Origin of the sequence: Pyxidicoccus sp. MSG2 (assembly GCF_026626705.1) — a bacterium.
Lineage (GTDB): Bacteria > Myxococcota > Myxococcia > Myxococcales > Myxococcaceae > Myxococcus.
The window spans coordinates 3,220,611-3,240,886 of the sequence record NZ_JAPNKC010000001.1 but is presented as its reverse complement, the minus strand read 5'-3'; the positions used below and the strand labels follow the sequence as shown (position 1 = coordinate 3,240,886).

Below are 20,276 nucleotides of genomic sequence, written 5' to 3'. Positions count from 1 at the left end.
GACAACGCAAGGAGAAGCACATGAAACGGCACGCCTGGGTATTGGGAACGGCACTCGCGCTGGTGGGGTGCGGCAAGGACAATCCGGGCAACCCGGACGCGGGCAACAAGCCGCCGGATGACCCCAACGCCAACTCGCCCTTCACCCGGCTGGTGGTGGACTCGGACCCGAGCGAGTTCCACCAGATTTCCTCCATCGCCATGGCGGTGGGCCCCGAGGACCGCATCGGCATGGCGTACTTCGTCAAGCTGGGCACCCAGACGCAGAACGCGCCCGACTTCGAGCTGCGCTACCGCGAGTTCGACGGCGGCTCGCTGAAGGCCGCGGAGGTGGTGGCCAAGGTGCAGCGCGTGTACGGCGTGTCCGTGGCCTTCGGCGCGGACGGGCAGCCGGCGGTGACGTACCTGGGCGGTGGCCGCGACGACTCGACGTTCTGGTACCAGAGCGACCTGGCGGTGGCGTACCGCGCCGCCAACGGCACCTGGACGGAGCGCATCCCCGTGACGCGCTCCAACCAGGCGGCGGCGGGCAACCCGGTGAGCGACAGCGGCTTCCTCGTGGGGCTCAATCCCTCCATCGTCTTCTCCGGCAGCCAGGCGCTGGTTGCCTACCGGGACGGGCACCAGGGCAACTTCGGGCGCCAGGACTGGGAGTCGAGCGACGTGGAGATGGCCGTGGGTGGCCCCACGGCGTGGCAGCCGCGCATGGTGGCGCCGTCGGGTGACAACAAGCTCGGCTTTGGCGGCCACATCCAGCTCCTCATGGCGGGCACGCAGCCGGCCATCATCTACGACAAGGCCCCCGAGTCCGCGCTGGCCAGCGGGACGGACGTCATGTTCCAGCGGCGCAACGCGGACGGCACCACCTGGTCCACGCCGACGCGCGTGCAGGCGGTGAGCAACACGCAGATGGGCCCCTCGGTGGCGTACGACGCGACGGTGGGCTTCGGCGTCGCCACGCTGGAGAAGATTGGCGACAAGCTGACCTACATCGAGTGCGACGGTACCTCCGCCTCGAAGTGCACGGTGGCCGGGGACTGGTCCTCGCCGGACCCCGTGTTCAACTCCGGCACCGGGGGCTGGTACCCGTCGCTGGCGTTCGACCCCGTGAATCACGAGCCGTCCATCGCCTTCTACAACTGCGCGCTGGAGTCGGGTCGCAACGACACGGGCTGCAACCCGAACGACGACGAGCTGGTGGTGTCCACGCGCATCTCCGGCATCTGGCGCGAGACGCTGGTGGACGCGGGCGGCGGCTGGTCTCCCAAGCTGGCGTACCTGTCCAACGGCAAGCGCGTGATTCTCTACCGGGCGCCCGTGGTGGCGGCGGACAACGGCACCCTGAAGCTCGCGGTGGAGAAATGAGCCGGGCGGCGCGAGCACTGGTGGCCTTCGGGCTCGCGGGCCTCGCGTCCGGCGCGGGCCTGGTGGGCTGCGGGCTGGAGGACAACTCGCTGTCCGGCAGCGTGTCCGAGCTCTTCCCGCTGGGGGACATCTCCCGCGTGGAGGTGCTGCGCAACGCCGAGGCGTTGCAGGTGAGTTACTACCGCAACAACGAGCTGGACGTGGACCTGGTGGCGCGCCTCACGGTGGTCACCGAGGGGCTCGACCTGCGGCCCGGTGCGAAGGTGGACCTGGCGGGCACCACACCCTCGGGGCTGGCGCGCGCCACGGTGGTGCACCTCAACGCGGGCGAGCCCGCGCGCGCCTTCGCGCCGGTGGAGAACGGCGACCTCCAGTTGGACACGGGCGGCAACCCGGGCGAGGCCACGCGCGGGGACTTCTCCATGTCCTTCCAGAAGGGCGAGGGCTTCGGCGCGGGCCGCAACCTGGAGGGCGCGTTCAACGCGGTGGCGACGGATGCCAGCTTCGGTCCGGAGCCGGGCGAGTTGCTCGACGCGGGCGTTCCGCCTCCGTGACGTCCAGGGCCTACCGCTCGGGGCGGGCTTCCGGTCCTCGCAGCCCCGAGCGGAACAGCCACAGGAAGAGAAGCGTGAAGGCGACGGAGAAGGCCGCCAGCATGCCCCAGGCGACGTAGCTCGCCGCGTCCTCGAGCTTCTCTTCGAACAGGACGGCGATGACGACGAGCAGCCACAGACTGCTCGCCGTCAGGCCCAGGCCGCCGAAGATGAGCTTCAGCCATGAGCCCACCGTGCGCGGGGGCTCCGCGGGCCGTCCGGCCGGAGGCGACCAGGAGGGTGGGCCCATCACGACGACGCTCGCGGTGGACACCGGGCCACCCGGCCCCTGCATCATCAGTCCGCCCTCCGCCGCGAGCAGCCCCGCGGGCGCGGACATGAGGGCGAGCTGCTCCGTCTGCAGGGCACGGTAGAGCTTGCGGCCCCACTGCACCTCGATGGCGAGCACGCCGAGCGAGAGCACGGCGAAGCCCGTGCCCGTCATCAGGAACAGGTCGTAGAAGCCGTGCAGCAGGGTGGCCCAACCCAGTCCCGAGGCCAGGAAGCCCAGGCGCTGCTCCTCCGGGGCGAGCCGCGCGCGGCCGACGAAGGCGCCCATCACCACGCCGGTGAAGGCATGGCCCGGCACGGCGGTGAGGGCGCGCAGGACGGCCACGCCCAGGCCGTGCTCGCCCACGTAGAGGATGTTCTCCAGCGTGGCGAAGCCGAGCGAGGCGGTAGCGCCATACACCACGCCGTCCAGCGGCTCGTCGAAGGCGGGCTTGCGCCAGACGTAGAGGTACAGCACGAGGAACTTGAAGAGCTCCTCGGGGATGGCGGCGCCGAGGAAGGCCCGCACCATCGCGGCGCCCCAGACGCCGTCGGCGAAGGGCGCGCCGAGCTTCTGGAGTGCCAATGCCGTGGGCAGCACGGGCGCGCAGATGACGGCGCCGAGGAGGAAGGTCTTGAACAGCAGGGCATGCGGCTCGGGCCGCTTGTCCCGCGCGTAGACGTACCAGAAGAGCAACAGCGACGGGACGACCGCCGAACCACCGAGCACCAGCGCCGACATGGCCCGCACGGTAGCAGGCGGGCCGTGCTCGGCTGAAATCAGGCGCCTCCGAGGGGACGGGGCAGGAACCACCCCGGGCGGCGGGCCCGGACCCGGCGCGGGAAGCTCGTCTCGGAGGACACCTCGGCTGCGGCGGCGGGCCGGCTCACAGACAGCTCGCCCGGCAGCCGATGGGCGCGGAAAGACGCTTCATTCCACCTGTCCGCCACCCGAAGGGAGCGGACCGGGGCCGGCGCGAAGCCTCCGGGCCCGAGAACAGGGGCGGGGGCGTGCTGTTCGGAAATGTCGGGGGTTTTGGCGGGCGGTCTCAACCGGTCATCGCAACGGCTCGGGCGAATACCTCGGCGGGGTGTGCCAGTCGAGTGTCTGGCGCGGGCGGCTGTTGAGTTGGGCGGCGATAGCATCGAGTTGCTGCGCGCAGAGGTGGCTCAAGTCCATGCCCTTGGGCATGTACTGGCGCAGCAGGCCGTTGGTGTTCTCGTTGCTGCCGCGCTGCCAGGGGCTGTGCGGGTCGCAGAAGTAGACTTGCACGGCGGTGTCGAGGGTGAAGCGCACGTGCTCGGACATCTCCTTGCCCTGGTCCCAGGTGAGGCTGCGGCGCAGGGCGTCAGGCAGCTGGCCAATCTTGTGGGTGAGGGCCTGGCGCACGTGGCCCGCGGTGCGGCCCTCGGGCAGGTGCAGCAGCATGACGTAGCGGCTGTGGCGCTCCACCAGCGTGCCCACCGCGGACTTGCCTTGCTTACCGAGGATGAGGTCACCCTCCCAATGGCCTGGCACGGCCCTGTCTTCGACTTCGGGTGGACGCGCGCTCAGCATCAGCTTGTCCGGCAACTGGCCGCGTAGGTCCGTGCGCCCCTGGGGCCGGCGCTGGGTGCGGCCCGTGCGCAGACACGCGGTGAGCTCCTTGCGCAGGGCGCCGCGCGTCTGGACGTAGAGGCTGCGGTAAAGGGTTTCGTGGGACACGTGCAGCTCGGGGCAGTGCGGGAAGTCTCGCTTGAGACTGGCGGCAACCTGCTGAGGACTCCAGCACTCCTCCAGCCGCCGCTCCACCTCCTGGCGCAGCCGTGGGTACTCCTGCAGCTTCGTGTGCTTGGGACGCCGTGCCCGGTGCGTTGCGCCCCGCTCGCCGCGCCACGCCCGGTAGCGCTTGCGCCCACCGGTACGGGCCACTTCACGGCTGAGCGTGGAGGCCGCCCGGCCCAGGCGCCTCGCGATGGCACGCAGCGAGTCGCCCGCCCGCAGCCCCCGCGAGATTTCCTCGCGCTCCTGCACCGACAGCCGCAAAGCGGAACGCACGTGGGCCCTCTGCATCATGCTGCCCGCCCCAGGGCGCAGCCGCTGCAGCGTGCGCTCACTCACCCCTGCCGCCCGCGCTGCCCCCTCCAGCGTCTGCCCGGCAGCTACCGAGCGCCGCACCGCCAGCCAGTCCTCTGCACTCATCCTGCCGAGCTTGCCTCGCCTCTGCACCGGACACCTCCCCGGATGCACGCCACTATGACGTGCATCCCGACTGGTGCGTTCACCGGTTGAGACCGCCCGCCGCGAAAAGTCCCGACATTTCCGAACAGGGCGCTGCCGGAGTGGCTACGGGGCCACGCAGGCGTTGAGCGCGAGGCCGCGGGACACGGCGGTCTGCTCCACGGCGTGCTTCGCGAGGGCCGCCGCGCCGCCCTCTTCGTACACGCGGCGGGCGAGCTGCATCGCCTCGCTGGCGTGGACGGTGAGGGTGGTGCCGGCCGCGTCCGTCACGGCCACCGCGCCGTCGGCCGCCGCACGGGCCTGGACGAGCAGGTTGCCGGCCTCGTCGCGGGCCGCCATGCCGTCCTCGAGCGGCTCGAAGAAGCGCACCACCGGCTCCTGGCCCTCGCGGTCCAGCTCGAGGCGCATGACGCCCGTCTCTGCGTCGCGCGACATGCGCAGCGTGTCGGTGGGGCTGAGCTTCACGACGCGCGTGCCGTCATCGGCGCCGTCGGCGCTGCTCATGGGGTTGCTGCCGGACCAGAACTCGATGCTGTTGATGATGAGCGCGTCGATGAGCGCGCCAATCTCGTAGACGGGGACGATGACGAGCACGAGGAACATCAGCCACTGCACGAACTTCTGGCTGGAGATGCCCTTGTTGAACTGCCAGATGTTCTGCGTGAGCTTGAACTGGCCGAAGCAGCCCGTCGCGTGCATGGAGATGAATCCCGCGCACAGCACGGCGAGCCAGGGGGAAGGACGCTTCATCGTGAAACCTCCTCAAGGGGTTGGCATGACTGCGAGTGCGGCGCCAACATGCCACGTGTTCCACGGCTGTCACGCGCTCTTCGTGACTGCGTCCGCTGTGATGCATTTGCCCGTGCATGACGGGAGGGTGGCGTGAGTGTGTGCTTTGCAATCGCGTTGCTGCTCGCGGCGTCCCCGGAGGCGGGCGTCGCGACAGCGGCCCCGCCGCCCGCGTCGCTGGCGTGCGTGGCGAAGTGGTACCCCGCCGTGGTGCCGGTGCGGCTGGAGTCCGGCTGGGGCTTCCGCCTCCCCGACGGCCGCACGTACCCGTTCGACGACGGGCAGGCGAAGTCCTTCGCGCGAAAGCTCGAGTCCCCCGACCTGGAGGACACGCTCTTCATTCCCTACCGCACCGGCCCGCTCCGCCCGGTGACGCGCGAAGACGACGACCCGGGCCGCATCCGCTTCGACCCGCTCTTCCACGCCACCTATGGCGCGTCCGCGGCGGAGGTGGACGTGGTGCCCATCCGCATCCTCGGCCAGCGGCTGAAGGTCCACCGCAAGGTGGCGCCCGCCTTCCAACGCGTGGGGGTGCGGCTGGAGGCACTGCTCGCGAAGGACGCGTCGCTGAAGCCCTTCCTCACGAACCTGGGCGGCACCTTCAACTGGCGCACCATCGCCAACACGCAGCGGCGGAGCGCGCACTCCTTCGGCGTGTCCATCGACCTGAACCCGGCGCGCGCGCACTACTGGGAGTGGCAGCAACCGAAGGCGCCGCTGAAATGGCGCAACGCCGTGCCCCCGTCCGTGGTGGAGGCCTTCGAGGCGGAGGGCTTCATCTGGGGCGGGCGCTGGTACCACTACGACACGATGCACTTCGAGTACCGGCCGGAGCTGTTGGACCCGGCCTGCGCGCCGCGCTGACGCCAGGGGACTTCAGTCCCCCTCGCTCTGCACCAGCCCGTACTTGTGGAGCAGCGAGTACAGGTGCTTGCGGTCCAGCTCCGCCTCGCGGGCGGCGCGGGCGATGTTGCCCCGGGCGCGGCCCAGCAGGCGGGTGAGGTACTCGCGCTCGAAGGCGCGAATCAGCTCGTCCTTGCAGACCTTGAAGGGCCCCGTGAATTCCACCGGGAGGAAGTCACCGGCGGCGGCGGGAGTCTCGCGGGTGAACTCGCGCAGCAGGGTGTCCCCGGCCAGCTCGGGGATGTCCACCATGTGCCGCGCGCGCTCCAGCGCGTTGCGCAATTCGCGCACGTTGCCCGGCCAGGTGTGTCCGGTGAACTGCTCGCGAATCTTCTCCGGCAGCCGCGTCCACAGCCCCTCGCCCGCGAAGGCGTCCACCAGCAGGGGGATGTCCTCCTTGCGGTCTCTCAGGGCGGGCAGGCTGAAGGTGAAGACGGAGAGGCGGAAGTAGAGGTCCTCGCGGAAGCGGCCCGCCTGCGTCTCCGCCCACAGGTCCTTCTTGCTGGCGACGATGATGCGCGCGTCGAAGGAGATGGGCGAGGACGAGCCCAGCCGGCGGAACTCGCGGTCTTCGATGGCGCGCAGCAGCTTGGGCTGGAGGTCCAGCGCCAGGTCGTCGATTTCGTCCAGGAAGAGGGTGCCGCCGTTGGCGCGCTCCAGGCAGCCGATGCGCTGGCCGACGGCGCCGGTGAAGGCGCCCTTCTCGTGGCCGAACAGCTCGCTCTCGATGAGGGAGTCGGACACGCTGGCGCAGTCGAAGACGACGAGCGGCCCGGGGGAGCGGGGGCTGAGCTTGTGGATGGCTTTGGCGGCGGCGCCCTTGCCGGAGCCCGTCTCGCCCACCAGCAGCACGGTGGAGTCGGTGGGGGCGATGCGCTGGAGCAGGGCGAAGATCTGCCGCATGGGCAGGCTGCGGCCCACCAGGTCCCCAAGGCGGTCCTCGGCGGTGGGTTCGACCTGGACGGGTGACACCTGCGGGCTGAAGCGCAGGCGCACGTCGCCCACCTCCAGCAGGGCGCCGGGGCGCAGGTACGCCTCGCGCACCTGGGCGCCGTCGAGGAAGGTGCCGTTGGTGGAGCCGAGGTCCTGCACGAGGAAGCGGTCACCCTGGCGGCGGACCACCAGGTGGTTGCGGCTCACCGTGGGGTGGTCGATGACGACGTCGTTGTCCGGCGCCTTCCCCACGCTGAGGTGCTCGTTGGCGAGGGGGAAGACGGTGCCGGCACGCTCGGTGTCGAGAAGCACGAGGTGGAAGTGCTGAGCGGACAGCCGCTCCCCTTGGGCCCGGGCGCCGACGACGGTGTGGGTGGGGATGGGGGCTGGCGGAAGGACGGGCATGACTGGCGGGGGATTGTAGACGGCTTCGCGACGCATGGTGACTTTGTCCTCGGGGGCAGTGCCCGATGAGCGAGCAGCCAGGCGTGGCCGGACCCGGGGTGAACTGCTACGAGGACCACCCCATGCGCACCCCCCTCCTGCTGCTGGCGCTGGCCACCGCCTGCGCCACCGTCCCCGAAGCGCCTCCCCCCTCGGAAACGCCCGCTCCGGCCCCCGCGCCCTCCCGCGTCTGGAAGCAGCCGAGCGCGGTGGTGGTGCGGCACGCCACGGTGATGCCCGCCAGCGGGCCGGCGATTGAAGACGGCGCGGTGGCCTTCGTGGACGGGAAGCTTGCCGCGGTGGGTCGTAATGCGGATGTGGCCTCGCCCCCGGGGGCAGAGGAGGTGGACGGCACCGGCCTGTACGTGACACCCGGCATCATCGACGCGCACAGCCACCTGGGCGTGTACGCCACGCCTTCCAGCTTCTCAAACGACGATGGAAACGAGGCCACCGCGCCGGTGACGGCCGAGGTGTCCGCGGAGCACGCCTTCTGGCCGCAGGACCCGGGCCTGCGGCGCGCGGCGGCGGGCGGCATCACCTCGCTGCTGGTGCTGCCGGGCAGCGCCAACCTGATTGGCGGGCGGGGCTACCCGGCGAAGCTGCACTTCGGCCGCTCGGCGGCGGAGATGCGCTTTCCGGGAGCGAAAGACGTCCTGAAGATGGCTTGCGGAGAGAACCCGCGGCGTGTCTACGGCGAGGCGAAGAAGATGGCGCCCGCCACGCGCATGGGCAACGTGGCCGGCTACCGGCAGGCCTTCGCGCAGGCGCGCGAGTACATGAACAAGTGGGAGGACTGGCGCACGAAGAAGGAGAAGAAGCCGGACGAGGCGGGCCCCGAGCCGCTGCGCGACTTGAAGCTGGAGACGCTGGCCGAGGTGATGCGCGGCAACATCCTGGTGCAGAACCACTGCTACCGCGCGGACGAGATGGCGGTGATGCTCCAGGTGGCGGACGAAGCGGGCTACCAGATTCGCGCCTTCCACCACGCGCTGGAGGCCTACAAGCTGCGCGACAGGCTCGCGGAGAAGAACGTGGGCGTGGCCACGTGGGCGGACTGGTGGGGCTTCAAGCTGGAGGCGTGGGACGGCATTCCGGAGAACGCCGCGCTGGTGTCGCAGGCGGGCGGCAAGGCCGTCATCCACTCCGATTCCGAGTACGGAATCCAGCGGCTGAACCAGGAGGCGGGCAAGGCGATGTGGCGGGCGCGCGAGTCCGGCATCCCCGTCGCCGAAGAGGAGGCGCTGCGCTGGGTGACGCTCAACGCCGCGTGGATGATGGGCGTGGAGGGCGTCACCGGCTCGCTGGAGCCGGGGAAGATGGCGGACGTGGTGCTGTGGAAGGGGCACCCGCTGAGCGTCTACGCGCGGGCGCAGCGCGTGTGGTCCGACGGCGTCGTCACCTATGACGCGGCCACCGGCGCGGTGGAGCCGAGCGACTTCGAGGTGGGTGACAGCGTCGCCAACGCCGCGAGGTTGGTGGCCAGCGCCGCGCCCACGCCGTCCCTGGAGGACCTGGGCCTGGACTCGCGCTGCGACGCGGGGAAGGACCGCGCGTGCGCCACGCCGCTGCCGCTGGCGAAGGAGGCGTGCACCGTGTTCCAGGGCGTGACGGCCTTCACCGGCACCGCGTGGGTGAAGGGCGCCACGGTGGTGGTGGCGGACGGGAAGGTGCGCGGCCTGCAGGCCGGGGCGGTGCCCGGGGGCTGCGCGGTGGTGGAAGGGAAGGGACGGCTGCTCACGCCAGGGCTCATCGACCCGCTGACGGAGTTGGGGTTGGTGGAGGTGAGCGCGGAGGAGACGACACAGGACGACGTGCTGCGCGGGGACGCGGCGAAGCAGGACGTGCGCGCGGCGCTCCAGGCGGTGGACAGTCTCAACAGCGCGTCGGCCGTCTTCCCGGTGGCGCGGCTGGGCGGTGTCACCGGCGCGGTGTCGGCGCCGAAGGGCGGGCTGGTGTCGGGGCAGAGCGCCTTCGTCACGACGGACGGCACCGTCCGCCAGACGCCGCTGGCCATGCACCTCAACCTGGGCCGGGCGGGCCGGGAGGCGGTGTCCGGCTCGCGGGCGCTGGTGCTGGAGCGGGTGCGTGAGTTGCTGTTCGACGCGCGCGAGTACGGCCGGCGCAAGGCGGACTTCGAGCAGCGCCGCATGCGTGACGTGGCGGCGAGCCGCCTGGATTTGGAGGCCCTGCAGCCGGTGCTGGCCGGAAGGCTGCCGGTGGTGGTGAAGGCCGACCGCGTGTCGGACATCCGCGCGGCGCTGGCGCTGTCGAAGGAGTACGGGTTGAAGCCCATCATCGCCGGGGGCAGCGAGGCGTGGATGGTGGCCGGGGAGCTGGCGGCGGCGAAGGTGTCCGTGATTCTCCAGCCGACGCAGAACCTGCCGGCGGACTTCGACCGGCTGAGCAGCCGGCTGGACTCGGCGGCGCTTCTGCGCGCGGCCGGGGTGAAGGTGCTCATCTCCGTGCTGGGCGAGCCCCCCATGGTGCGCACGCTGGCGCAGGAGGCGGGCAACGCGGTGGCGTGGGGCCTGCCGCACACGGACGCGCTGCGCGCGGTGACGCAGGACGTGGCGGAGGCGTTCGGCCTCGACGGTGGCCGCATCGCGCCCGGTGCCCCCGCGGACCTGGTGCTGTGGAACGGTGACCCGCTGGAGTCGTCCTCGCGTCCGGTGGGCATGTGGCTGGCCGGGAAGCAGGTGCCGCTCACCAGCCGCCAGCAGGCCCTGTTCGACAAGTACAAGGCGCTGGCGAAGTAGGGCGCCGTGAAAGAAGACGGCGGCCGTCCCCCGGTGAGAGAGGACGGCCGCCGTGCCTTCAGGCTACTCGGGTGGGGTCAGTCACCCGAGTAGATGCCGATGCCGCCCGCCACCCACGTGGGGCGCCTGGCGTCCTCATAGTCGATGAAGCCCACGAGCATGCGGCGCTTGCCGCCGGAGCGGTCCACCTGGATGTCGGTGATGCGCAGCATGCTGTACTTGTCGCCGAACACGTTCGGGCCGTAGTTGGTGACCTCTCCCCCCTTCAGACGGGAGATGCCACCGCCCCAGAACGCGCCCACCCAGATGCTGCCGTCCAGCGGGTCCGTGGCGATGGCGGACAGGTGCTTGTCCACCAGGCCCGATTCCCTGCCCATGCGCCGTGTCACGTTGCCGCTCGAGTCGAGGTGCGCGAGGCCGTTGCCGAACGAGCTCGCCCACACCGTGCCGTCTCGCGCCACCGTCATGCCGGAGACACCGTCCGTCACGCGCTCGTTCGGCTTGGAGTACTCGGGCCTGGCGTCCGGCCAGAGGTCGAGCTTGTTGGCGGCGTTGTTCTCCGTGCCCGTCTGGGCGTGCCAGAAGTTGCCGCTGTTCGTCCCGTAGAGGAAGCGCGTGCTGCGGTCCGAGCCTCCAAACCAGACGTCACCGTTGGGGTCCAGGCCGACGCCGTAGTACGCGTCAGTGAGGAGAATCACGTTGCCCTGCGAGTTGAGCGCATTGATGTGCGGGTGCACGTGCTCCAGCACGCCCGAGCAGCCGAGCTGCCCGTTGCACATGGGCGCGCCCTTGAACTCGGCCTCGCCGCGCGCGAAGCCGTGGTTGCCGCCGAACCAGACGCTCTGGGTGTTCTTGTCGTAGCGGATGCGAAGGACGTTGCAGAGCTTCTCTCGCCCACGCTGTTCGTCGCGCACCACGCCGGGGCCGGAGAAGATGTCGTAGTGGACCACGCTCAGCGTGCCGTCCCGCTGCAGCGTCACCTTGTCCGCGTCACCGCTCTTGTAGCGGGCCGGGTCCGGGCTGGGGCCGTCCCAGTTGCTCTCGCAGTGGTTCGAGCCCGTGCCGGGCATGCCCTCGTAGCCCACGAAGACGGTGCCCGCGGGGCCGCCGGACACGGAGATGACCTTGAGGTACTTGGGTCCCGGAGGCGTGCTGCCGTCCGGCATGAAGCCATAGGGCCGCAGGCCATCCTCCAGGCCGAAGTGCTGCAGCCGCTCGGAGCCCGGCTTCAGCAGGAACAGGCCCTCCTCGCCGCCGGCCACCCAGACGTTGCCGCCCTCGTCGGCCGTGACGCCGTACACCTTCTGCGGGCCGCCCTGCTCCACGCCGTAGAACCTCCAGCCCGGCTGCGGCGGGGGCAGGGGCGGAATCTCCACCTTCTTGCCCGGCGGAGGCGTTGTTCCCCCATCGGGCGGAGGCGTCGTCCCACCATCCGGGGGAGGCTGCTCAATCCCCCCATCCGGCGGAGTCTGGATGCCCCCGTCCGGAGGCGGAGTGCCCGCGTCGGGCTCCGGGTCCACCGTGCCGCTGTCCGGCACCCCACCGGCGTCCGGGAGCGGGTCCGGCGTCGGCGGCGGGTCTCCCGGTCGCTCGTCCGGGGGATGGGCGTCGTCCATCCCAGGGTTGCCCCGCTCCGACTCGTCGGTGCCCTTGGAGTCGCAGCCCACCGCCGTCCACATCGCGCCCGCCATGAAGAGCGCGCCCGCCCAACGCCATCCGCGCGTCATATCCGCCACCCACCCCTACGTAGGAAACCGGCCCCGTCCCATGACGGGCAGCCGCGTCCACGCCGACGCATCGCAAGCGGGGTGCCAGCGCGGCCTGTCCCTGGGAGGGGGGCCACCGTCCGCTCCCGGACAGGCGGTGGGCAACGCGGTTCCCAGCGTGTGCACGTGGCTGTCCCGAAGAGCCCTGGAAACGTGCTAGTTCCTGGGAGAATGGGTGGAAACGACGCGCGGGGCCGGACGCCGCTTTCACTGGTAGGGCAGGAGCCGGACCTCCTCTTCTACACCCGGCAGGCAAGCGAGCATGGCGGGCCCGTGTTGGTGCTGGGCGCCGCCAATGGCCGCGTGGTGTGGGCCCTGGCCGAGCACGGCTTCACCACCGTGGGCGTGGACCCGTCGGAGGTGATGATTCGCTCCGCCGAGGAGCGCCGGGCCTCGGAGTCCGCGGAGGTGTCCAACCGCGCCCGCTTCCAGGTGATGGACCTGCGCTCCCTGCGCCTGCCGGACCGCTTCCCGCTGGTGCTGGCCCCGCAGCACGCGCTGGGGCTGATGCCGGGCAATGATGACCTGGAGGCCTTCCTGGCCACGGTGCGCTTCCACCTGGCCCCCGGGGGCACCTTCGTCTACGACGTGCTCAACACGCCCCGCGAGCCGGTGCTCCCGCGCGACGACGAGGAGCCCGGTGCCGGCCTGGAGCCGCGCCGCCCGCTGTTCGCCCTGCACCTGCGCGAGCGCAAGCAGCCCGGAGGCTCCAGCCCCATCCGCCGCCTCAAGCTGCGGCACTTCTCCCCGGAGGAGTTGGACACCGCCCTCAACGCCGCGGGCCTCGTCCCGCGCGAGCGCTACGGCCGCTTCGACGGCAAGCCCTTCGACCTGGAGGACTCGCGGCACATCGGCATCGCCGGGCCCCCCTGAGCGGGCTCGGAAGGCCGCTTCAGCGCTCGAAGCGGTAGCCCAGGCCGCGCACGGTGAGGAAGTGGCGGGGCTCCTCGGGGTCCGGCTCGAACTTCAGGCGGAGCTGGCGCATGAAGTTGTCCACGGTGCGCGCGCTGCCCTCGTAGTGGTAGCCCCACGCGCCGGACAGCAATTCGTCACGGGTGAAGGTGCGCCCCGGGTGGCCGAGGAAGTGGGCCAGCAGCTTGAACTCCTGCGCCGTCAGCTCCACGGGCGTGCCGTTGCGGGCCACCGTGCGCGCGGCCATGTCCACGCTCACGTCGCCGAACGTCACTGGCGGCGGCGCCGCGCCCGCGGTGGGGTAGCGCCGGCGCAGCACGGCCTTGATGCGGGCCAGCAATTCCTGGAGGCCGAACGGCTTCACCACGTAGTCGTCCGCGCCCAGGTTGAGGCCCAGAATCTTGTCCGTCTCCATGCCCTTGGCGGACAGCACCACCACGGGCGTGTCGCGGCCGCGCTGGCGCAGCTCCTTGAGGAGCTCGAAGCCGTTGAGCTCCGGGAGCATGAGGTCCAGCACCACCAGGTCCGGTGCTTCGTCCAGCGCGCGCGCCAGCCCGGTGCGCCCGTCCTGGGCCTGGAGGACCTCGTAGCCCTCGAAGCGCAGGTTCATGGACAGGCCGGCGAGGATGGACAGGTCGTCCTCCACCACCAGGATGCGCCGAGTCGTCTCCGTCATGCCTTCCCCACCGGCAGGTGGATGGTGAACCGGCTGCCCTTGCCGAGCTCGCTGTGCACGCCGATGCGTCCACCGTGAGCCTCGACGATGCGCCGGGCGATGGCCAGCCCCAGTCCGCTGCCCTCCGTGCGCCGTGTCAGCAGGTTATCCACGCGGTAGAAGCGCTCGAAGATGCGCTTGCGCTCTTTCGGGGCAATCCCCACGCCGTTGTCCTCCACGGAAAGGTCCACGTGCCGGTGTCCCCCACGCACGGAGAGGACGACGCGCCTGTCTTCGGGGCCGCTGTACTTGTAGGCATTCTGCAGGAGGTTGAGCAGGGCCCCGGCCATCGCGTCCTTGTCCACGTCCAGCCGCGGCAGGCCGTCCTGCACGTCCACCTTCAGGTCCACGCCGCCCTCCAGCCGCTGGGCGCGGAAGGCCGCCACGGCCGACTCCACCAGGTCCGTCACCGGCAGGGGCGCGCGCTGGTACACCTTGCGGCCCCCTTCGATGCGCGCCCAGTCCAGCACGCGCTCGATGAAGATGGACAGGCGCTCCGTCTCGCGCGTCAGCAGGGTGAGCACCTCCTGCATCTGCGCCGGGTCCTTCAGCCGCCCCAGGGCGAGCGTTTCGATGAACATGCGGATGGAGGTGAGCGGCGTGCGCAGCTCGTGGCTCACCAGCGACACGAAGTCCGTCTTCATCCGGGACAGCTGCGCTTCGCGGTAGAGGGCGCGGCCGGTGTAGACGACGCCAAAGGTGAGCGTCAGGTAGAAGAGGCCCAGCAGCACGCCGTACAGCACGCGGTTGCGCGTGGAGGCGCGCGCCACCGGGTCCTCGCCGGTGGGCAGCACCACCAGCCGGAAGTCCTGGAGCGGCGAGGGCAGCACGCGCTCGGCGAGCCCCACCGGGCCCAGGGCGCTGGCGCGGGCCTGCGCCACCTCCGACACCAGCCGGCCCATCAGCCCGCCCTCGTTGACCTCGCGCGGCACGGGCTGCAGCGTGAAGCGCACCGGCTCGCCGGACACCGCGCGGGGGTCCACCTGCTCGGCCAGCAGTGACTCCAGCGCCCGCACCGACAGGCGCACGCCGCGCACCACGTCGCCCTTGCGCGCGGCGGCCACGAGCACCGCGCGCCCCCCGGCGGACAGGGAGAAGGCGGTGGGCTCGGTGGGCACCGCGCCCGTCTCCGGGAGCACGGCGTTGAAGGCCTCCACCAGTTGCGGGTCGCTGGTGTGCACGCGGCCGCCCTCCACCTGGAAGGTGCCGTCCGGCTCGGACACCACCCGCCCGTCCGGCATGACGAGGCGCAGCGCGCCTCCCTCCTCTTCCAGATGGGCGGACGCCAGCGCCCTGGGCAGCTCGGAGGACAGCGACTCCAGCGTGCCGCGCCAGGCGGACTCCAGGCGCTTCTCCACCGCGGCGCGCTCGTTGATGATGGCCACCACGCCGAAGCCGGACAGGCCGGCGGATGGCACCACCACCAGGACGATGAGCAGGGCGAACGTGCGCCGGAAGTTGAGGATGACGGGGGGAGAGCGCGACACGACCCCCCTCCTTTACTCCCACCCGGGCTGACACGCTCGCGACGTTTCAAGGGGAACGCCCGCCCGGAGACTGTCCAACACCCACACCCGGGGTGTGTAAGACATCGACTTCCGGGGCCTTCTGGTGCAAGCATGCGGGCCCGCGGGGGAGGCGAGCGACCAGGGCCGGCCGTCATTTCCACCGCTACATGTCGCAGGCGCTCGGAGTCTGGCTCGGGCCGTGGGTGACGGGGCCGGGCGCTTGTGAGGAGGACCTTCCCGATGAGACGGCACGTTCTTGCCGCGGTGCTGGCTTCGATGCTGGGGCTGACGGCGTGTGGTGACCGCCAGGCCGAGGCGACGTGGAACAACGCGTCGGGCTCGGTGGCGCTCAGCCGCGATGACGCCTTCCTGTACGTGGTGGACGCCGACAACGGCGTGCTGTCGGTGGTGGACACCGGGAGCAACGAGAAGGTGGGCGAGGTGAAGGTGGGCCGCGGCCCCGAGCGCGTGGTGGTGGGTCCGGACGACACCGTCTACGTCTCCAACCGCGCCGAGCGCAGCGTGTCCGTCATCCGCCGGGGTGACTGGAACGAGGCGGCGCGCATCTCCGTGGGCGTGGAGCCCATGGGCCTGGCCGTCGCCCCGGGCGGGGACACGCTGTACGTGGTGAACAGCACCGCGCTGGACTCCAGCGAGCACGGCACGCTGATGGCCGTGGACACGCGCTCCCTGACGGTCCGCTGGGAGCTGCCGGTGGGCGAGGAGCCGCGCGGCATCGCGCTGGTGGACAACGGCAAGCGCGCGCTCGTCAGCCTCTTCCGGCACAGTGATTTGGTGACGGTGGACCTGGCTGACTCCGGCCGGCCCCGCGTGCAGCACGAGCGCACGGACCTGTACGCGCGCGCCAACGTCAGCGACTCCTCCAGCAATGGCGGCGGCTCCGGCTCGTCGGATGCCCCCATGCCGGACGTGGCGCTGATGAACATCCGCTTCCGGCCCCGCGGCATGTCGGACGTGGTGCTGACGCCGAACGGCGAGCGCGCGCTGGCGCCGGTGCTGTGGGCGCGCGAGGACCCCATCGGCGGGCCCATGACGGGCAACCCCGGGGGCGGTGATGGCTCGCTCTATGGTGGCGGCAGCCCGTGCAGCTCGGCCGGCGTGGTGGCCCCGGGCATCGTCACCTTCGACACCGAGGACGGCAGGCCGGTGGTGGATGACCTGGACCAGTGCCGCCCACCCCCGGAGCAGTCGCCGGACTTCCCGCCGTCCACCATCGTCAGCCCGGAGCCCACGCACGCCATCCAGGGCCCGGTGGCGGCGGTGGTGGACCCGTCCGGGCTGTGGGTCTTCGTGGTGAACCGCGAGACGGACAACGTGGCCATCATCCCCATGGACCGTCGCTCGGGGCCGGACATCGTGAACTTCACCGGCAGCAGCGTGCGCCAGCTGGTGCGCGTCGGCTCCGGGCCCAGCGGCATCGCCATGACGCGCGACGGGCGCAAGGCGTTCGTCCACAACGCGTTCGACCACACGGTGACGACGCTGGTGAGCGACGGCTCCTCGGGTGTGGCCAACGTGCGCGCGGAAGGGACGCCGCTGGCGCTGGTGGGTGACGTGCTGGAGCCCCAGGCCGTCGCCGGCCGCAAGCTCTTCTACTCGGCGCTGGACTCGCGCATGACGAGCGCCTCGGTGAGCGCGTCCTGCGCGTCCTGCCACCTGGACGGCCGCGAGGACGGCCACGTGTGGGGCTTCCCGGACGGCCCGCGCCAGACGCCCAGCCTCGCGGGCCGCAAGGTGACGAAGACGGGCCCGTTCCACTGGAGCGGCGAGTTCTCCACGCTGCGTGACTTCCTGGACGCCACGGTGCGCCGGCGCATGGGCGGCACGGCGCTGGACAGCGTCATGGTGTCGCAGCTGTCGTCCTTCATCGACGTCATCCCCGCGCCGGACAACCCGCACAAGCGCGAGGCCCTCACCGACGCGCAGGCCCGCGGCGCGCTCGTCTTCAAGAAGGCCTCCTGCGACAGCTGCCACGAGGGCGAGACGCTCACGAACAACAAGCAGGCCGACGTGGGCACCTTCATCACCAACGGCCCCATCCAGGATGACGCGCAGGTGCGCAAGGTGGGCCTCAACACCCCGTCCCTGCTGGGCCTGGCGCGCACGGCGCCGTACCTGCACGACGGCAGCGCGCTGACGCTGAAGGACCGCCTGGTGCAGGGGCGTGACACGAACCGGCACGGCTCCACGGCGCAGCTCAGCGACGCGGAGGTCGACGACCTCGTGGAGTACCTGCGCACGCTGTGAGCGCGCGGGGCCCGTGAGGGCATGTTCGGAACGGGGGCCGCTTCCGCGCCATGCGGGGCCGGCCCCCGCTGTCGTTTCAGGGCTCGCCGGCGTCGACCGGGGCCGGAGGCGTGGCGAGCACGCCCGGCGTCGTGGCGACGAGGGCGGAGCGCGCGACGTCGAGGGCCCGGTCCGCGTCCGCGCCCAGCCAGGTGACGACGAGGGCGCAGGGCGTGTCGTCGTCCCACGTCATCACCTGGAGCATGCCCTGCGCGGGAGCGCGGCGGACGGCGGCGCGGCCCAGCGCGGGGACCTCCTCGCCGCCGGCCCGCAGGGTGGGGGCCATCAGCGCCTTCACGTCCGCCTGCGTGTGGCGGGGGTTGCAGTCCCAGGCCACCGACGCGGAGGTGTCCGCCTCGGACGTGGAGCGGAAGGTGCACAGCGGCCCGCACGTCGGGCACGCGCGCTCCTCCTTCATGGTGAAGCCGGGGAGCATCAGGTCCCGCACGTCGGAGGGCATCAGCACGTCACAGCCCGGGAGCGGGAGGTCCGCGGCCTGGGCCCTGATGCCGGCACCCGCGTCGGGCGCCGAGGTGACATCCGGGCTCCGGGAGCGACACGCGCCCACCGTCAGTGCCAGCACCAGTGCCGCGCGCCCTCCTGCCCTCATCCCGTGGTCTCTCCCTGGCGCACGCCGTGCGCGGCGCGGAATGTAGACCGGAGCCGGGCCCGCGCGGCCACGTTTCCCGAGCGCGGGTGCCTGCTTCCGGACGGCTCTCCCGCCGGGCGGGGGAGCGGGCGGGCTTCGCTCGTGTCATCCGGCGCCGTGGACTAAGCTGCCGCCCGCTTCCATGGTCCCCGCCCGCCTCCTGTCCCTGCTGTTGCTCGTCCCGGCCGTGCCCGCCCTGGCGCAGTCCCCCGTGGCGCCGCCCGCGCGCAACCCGCCCGCGGACGAGTCCTGGGCGGTGCCCGGCGAGGTGGAGGCCCCCCGGCGCAACAGCACTCCGGACGATGCCTCGTGGGAGGACTTCCCCGGCGCCACGGCGGTGCCGGAGGGGAAGGACGCGGCGGCGCTGCCGAAGCTGCCGGAGGTGCCGCCCCTGGTGCCGGTGGACGACGCCGCCGTGGCCTCGCCGTCGCGAAGGCCGTCGGGCCGTCCCCGCCGTGCGCAGGTGCAGTCGCAGCCCATCAACAACCTCGTGAGCGTGCTGGGCGCGCGCACGATGGGGAAGGGCGGCCTGGGCGCGAGCTTCTCGCTGGGCTTCCCCACGCTGTCCGCCCGGGTGGCCTACGGCGTGCTTCCCCGCGTGGATGCGCTGGTCGGCGTGGACAGCCTCTACGGGATGATGAACGAGGTGCGGCTGGGCGGGCGGTGGATGGTGCTGGATGGGGGCCCTCGCTGGAGCCTGGGGCTGGTGGTGGAGGGGAGCCATGCCTTCTTCCTCCGGTCGGCGAGCGTGGAGTTGAAGGGCGCGCGCTACCTGAGCGGACGGCGCAACTGGAACGTGCAGCCCGGCCTCGTGGCCAGCCTGCGGACGGGCGCGAAAGCGTCGCGGCTGTTCCTGGACGTGCGCTACCACCTCTCCCTGGACACCGAGCCGATTCAGCGCACGCCACTGGGCGGGCTGCCGCCTTCAGTGGTGTCGGGCAACGCCTTCCCCATCCGCTTCGGTGCCGAAGTGCCCCTGACCGAGAAAACGTCCTACTCTGTGACGGTGGGTGGAGACGTGCGCACCCGCCCCGACGACGCGGACTTCATGCCCGTGATTTCCGTCGGAATCGTCACCGGTCTCTAGAGGCGCCCCGGCTGCCTCCCCCTCCAGCGAGGTTCTGCATGCGTGGCAGTGTCATCGGCTCCGGCTCCTTCGGTACGGCCCTGGCGAACGTGCTCGCGGTCAACTGCGACGAGGTGCGGCTGTGGGGCCGTGAGCCCTCCGTGGTGGACGCCATCAACACGAAGCACGAGAACTCCACCTACCTGAAGGGCATCCCCATCTCGGAGCGGGTGCGGGCCACGAACAGCCTCGAGGAGGCGCTCGCTGGCTCGGAGTTGGTGGTGCTCGCCACGCCCAGCCATGCGACGCGCGAGGTGGTGGCGAAGGCGAAGCCGTACCTGCCGCGCCACGTGCCCATCATCACGGTGGCGAAGGGCATCGAGAACGAGACGCTGCTGACGATGACGGAGCTGCTGGAGGACTGCCTTCCGGAGGAGTTCCAGCCGTACATCGCGGTGCTCTCCGGGCCCAGCTTCGCCAAGGAGCTGGCGAGGCGGATGCCCACGGTGGTGACGATTGCATCCCACTGGGACAAGGTGGCGGTGCGCTGCCAGAAGGCGCTGCAGACGGAGACGTTCCGCAGCTACACGTCCACGGACGTGGTGGGCGTGCAGTACGGCGGCGCGCTGAAGAATGTCATCGCGATTGCGGCGGGCATGGCGGACGGGTTGGGCATGGGCCACAACGCGCGCGCGGCCATCATCACCCGGGGGCTGGCGGAGATTACGCGCCTGGCGGTGCGCAGGGGCGCCAACCCGCTGACGCTCTCCGGCCTGTCCGGCATGGGGGACCTGGTGCTGACGTGCACGGGCGAGCTGAGCCGCAACCGGCACGTGGGCATGGAGTTGGGCAAGGGCCGCAAGCTGCCGGACATCCTCGCGGAGATGAAGGAAGTGGCCGAGGGCGTGAAGACGGCGAAGAGCGCGAGGGATTTGGAGGTCAAGCTGGGCGTGGAGCTGCCCATCTGCCATCAGGTGTACCTGATTGCCTACGAGGGGAAGAACGCGAAGAGCGCGGTGGTGGACCTGATGACGCGCCAGCCGAAGTCGGAGCTGTCGGGCGTCTGAGGCGCGCTGG

16 protein-coding genes are annotated in these 20,276 nt (G+C 71.3%); 8 read left to right on the top strand and 8 right to left on the bottom strand.

The window, feature by feature from the left end; translation table 11 throughout:
- Positions 1–20: 20 nt before the first annotated feature.
- Both OV427_RS12105 and OV427_RS12100 read left to right on the top strand, forming a co-directional pair.
- Positions 21–1,364 carry a hypothetical protein gene (locus OV427_RS12105; RefSeq protein ID WP_267856236.1) on the top strand — a complete coding sequence of 448 codons (1,344 nt, stop codon included), beginning with the start codon at positions 21–23 and terminating at the stop codon, positions 1,362–1,364.
- On the top strand, positions 1,361–1,918 hold the full coding sequence (locus OV427_RS12100; RefSeq protein ID WP_267856235.1) for a hypothetical protein: 558 nt from the start codon (positions 1,361–1,363) through the stop codon (positions 1,916–1,918). Before OV427_RS12105 ends, OV427_RS12100 begins: the two co-directional genes overlap by 4 nt.
- A 10-nt stretch (positions 1,919–1,928) precedes the next feature.
- Here OV427_RS12100 and OV427_RS12095 read toward each other — a convergent pair whose 3' ends face one another.
- The 3 genes from OV427_RS12095 to OV427_RS12085 all read right to left on the bottom strand — a co-directional run bounded on the left by OV427_RS12095 (position 1,929) and on the right by OV427_RS12085 (position 5,198).
- Positions 1,929–2,969, bottom strand: a complete 1,041-nt coding sequence (locus OV427_RS12095; protein ID WP_267856234.1) for a PrsW family intramembrane metalloprotease — start codon at positions 2,967–2,969, stop codon at positions 1,929–1,931.
- Between the two features lie 315 nt (positions 2,970–3,284).
- The gene (locus OV427_RS12090; RefSeq protein WP_267856233.1) at positions 3,285–4,409 is read right to left on the bottom strand and encodes an IS30 family transposase; all 1,125 of its coding nucleotides are present in this window, start codon (positions 4,407–4,409) and stop codon (positions 3,285–3,287) included.
- Between the two features lie 144 nt (positions 4,410–4,553).
- On the bottom strand, positions 4,554–5,198 hold the full coding sequence (locus tag OV427_RS12085) for a DUF3332 domain-containing protein (RefSeq protein WP_267856232.1): 645 nt from the start codon (positions 5,196–5,198) through the stop codon (positions 4,554–4,556).
- A gap of 132 nt (positions 5,199–5,330) precedes the next feature.
- Here OV427_RS12085 and OV427_RS12080 point away from each other — a divergent pair, with 132 nt between their 5' ends.
- Positions 5,331–6,101, top strand: a complete 771-nt coding sequence (locus OV427_RS12080; RefSeq protein ID WP_267856231.1) for a M15 family metallopeptidase — start codon at positions 5,331–5,333, stop codon at positions 6,099–6,101.
- Between the two features lie 12 nt (positions 6,102–6,113).
- Here OV427_RS12080 and OV427_RS12075 read toward each other — a convergent pair whose 3' ends face one another.
- Complete coding sequence (locus OV427_RS12075; RefSeq protein WP_267863415.1) at positions 6,114–7,478, bottom strand: sigma 54-interacting transcriptional regulator; 1,365 nt, start codon at positions 7,476–7,478, stop codon at positions 6,114–6,116.
- Positions 7,479–7,600: 122 nt separating this feature from the next.
- On the opposite strand from OV427_RS12075, the gene OV427_RS12070 reads away from it, so the two are divergent.
- Positions 7,601–10,276: an amidohydrolase family protein gene (locus OV427_RS12070; RefSeq protein ID WP_267856230.1), complete on the top strand. Its 2,676-nt coding sequence runs from the start codon at positions 7,601–7,603 to the stop codon at positions 10,274–10,276.
- Positions 10,277–10,353: 77 nt separating this feature from the next.
- Here the strand turns inward: OV427_RS12070 and OV427_RS12065 are convergent, their stop codons facing one another.
- The gene (locus OV427_RS12065) at positions 10,354–12,003 is read right to left on the bottom strand and encodes a hypothetical protein (RefSeq protein WP_267856229.1); all 1,650 of its coding nucleotides are present in this window, start codon (positions 12,001–12,003) and stop codon (positions 10,354–10,356) included.
- A 210-nt stretch (positions 12,004–12,213) separates the two neighbouring features.
- On the opposite strand from OV427_RS12065, the gene OV427_RS12060 reads away from it, so the two are divergent.
- Positions 12,214–12,915 (top strand): class I SAM-dependent methyltransferase, encoded by a 702-nt coding sequence (locus tag OV427_RS12060; RefSeq protein WP_267856228.1) that lies wholly within the window; start codon positions 12,214–12,216, stop codon positions 12,913–12,915.
- Positions 12,916–12,934: 19 nt separating this feature from the next.
- On the opposite strand, the gene OV427_RS12055 is transcribed toward OV427_RS12060, so the two are convergent.
- Together OV427_RS12055 and OV427_RS12050 are read right to left on the bottom strand one after the other, a co-directional pair.
- Complete coding sequence (locus tag OV427_RS12055; protein ID WP_267856227.1) at positions 12,935–13,630, bottom strand: response regulator transcription factor; 696 nt, start codon at positions 13,628–13,630, stop codon at positions 12,935–12,937.
- A complete protein-coding gene (locus OV427_RS12050) occupies positions 13,627–15,156 on the bottom strand; it encodes a sensor histidine kinase (protein WP_267856226.1) in 1,530 nt (509 codons plus the stop codon). The genes OV427_RS12055 and OV427_RS12050 overlap by 4 nt, the downstream gene beginning before the upstream one ends.
- 261 nt (positions 15,157–15,417) lie before the next feature.
- On the opposite strand from OV427_RS12050, the gene OV427_RS12045 reads away from it, so the two are divergent.
- The gene (locus OV427_RS12045) at positions 15,418–17,445 is read left to right on the top strand and encodes a c-type cytochrome (protein WP_267856225.1); all 2,028 of its coding nucleotides are present in this window, start codon (positions 15,418–15,420) and stop codon (positions 17,443–17,445) included.
- A gap of 76 nt (positions 17,446–17,521) precedes the next feature.
- Here the strand turns inward: OV427_RS12045 and OV427_RS12040 are convergent, their stop codons facing one another.
- Positions 17,522–18,094 carry a hypothetical protein gene (locus OV427_RS12040; protein ID WP_267856224.1) on the bottom strand — a complete coding sequence of 191 codons (573 nt, stop codon included), beginning with the start codon at positions 18,092–18,094 and terminating at the stop codon, positions 17,522–17,524.
- Between the two features lie 181 nt (positions 18,095–18,275).
- On the opposite strand from OV427_RS12040, the gene OV427_RS12035 reads away from it, so the two are divergent.
- Together OV427_RS12035 and OV427_RS12030 are read left to right on the top strand one after the other, a co-directional pair.
- Entirely contained in the window at positions 18,276–19,220 is a 945-nt protein-coding gene (locus OV427_RS12035; protein ID WP_267856223.1) for a hypothetical protein, read from the top strand.
- 38 nt (positions 19,221–19,258) lie between these two features.
- Positions 19,259–20,266 (top strand): NAD(P)H-dependent glycerol-3-phosphate dehydrogenase, encoded by a 1,008-nt coding sequence (locus tag OV427_RS12030; RefSeq protein ID WP_267856222.1) that lies wholly within the window; start codon positions 19,259–19,261, stop codon positions 20,264–20,266.
- Positions 20,267–20,276: the final 10 nt, after the last annotated feature.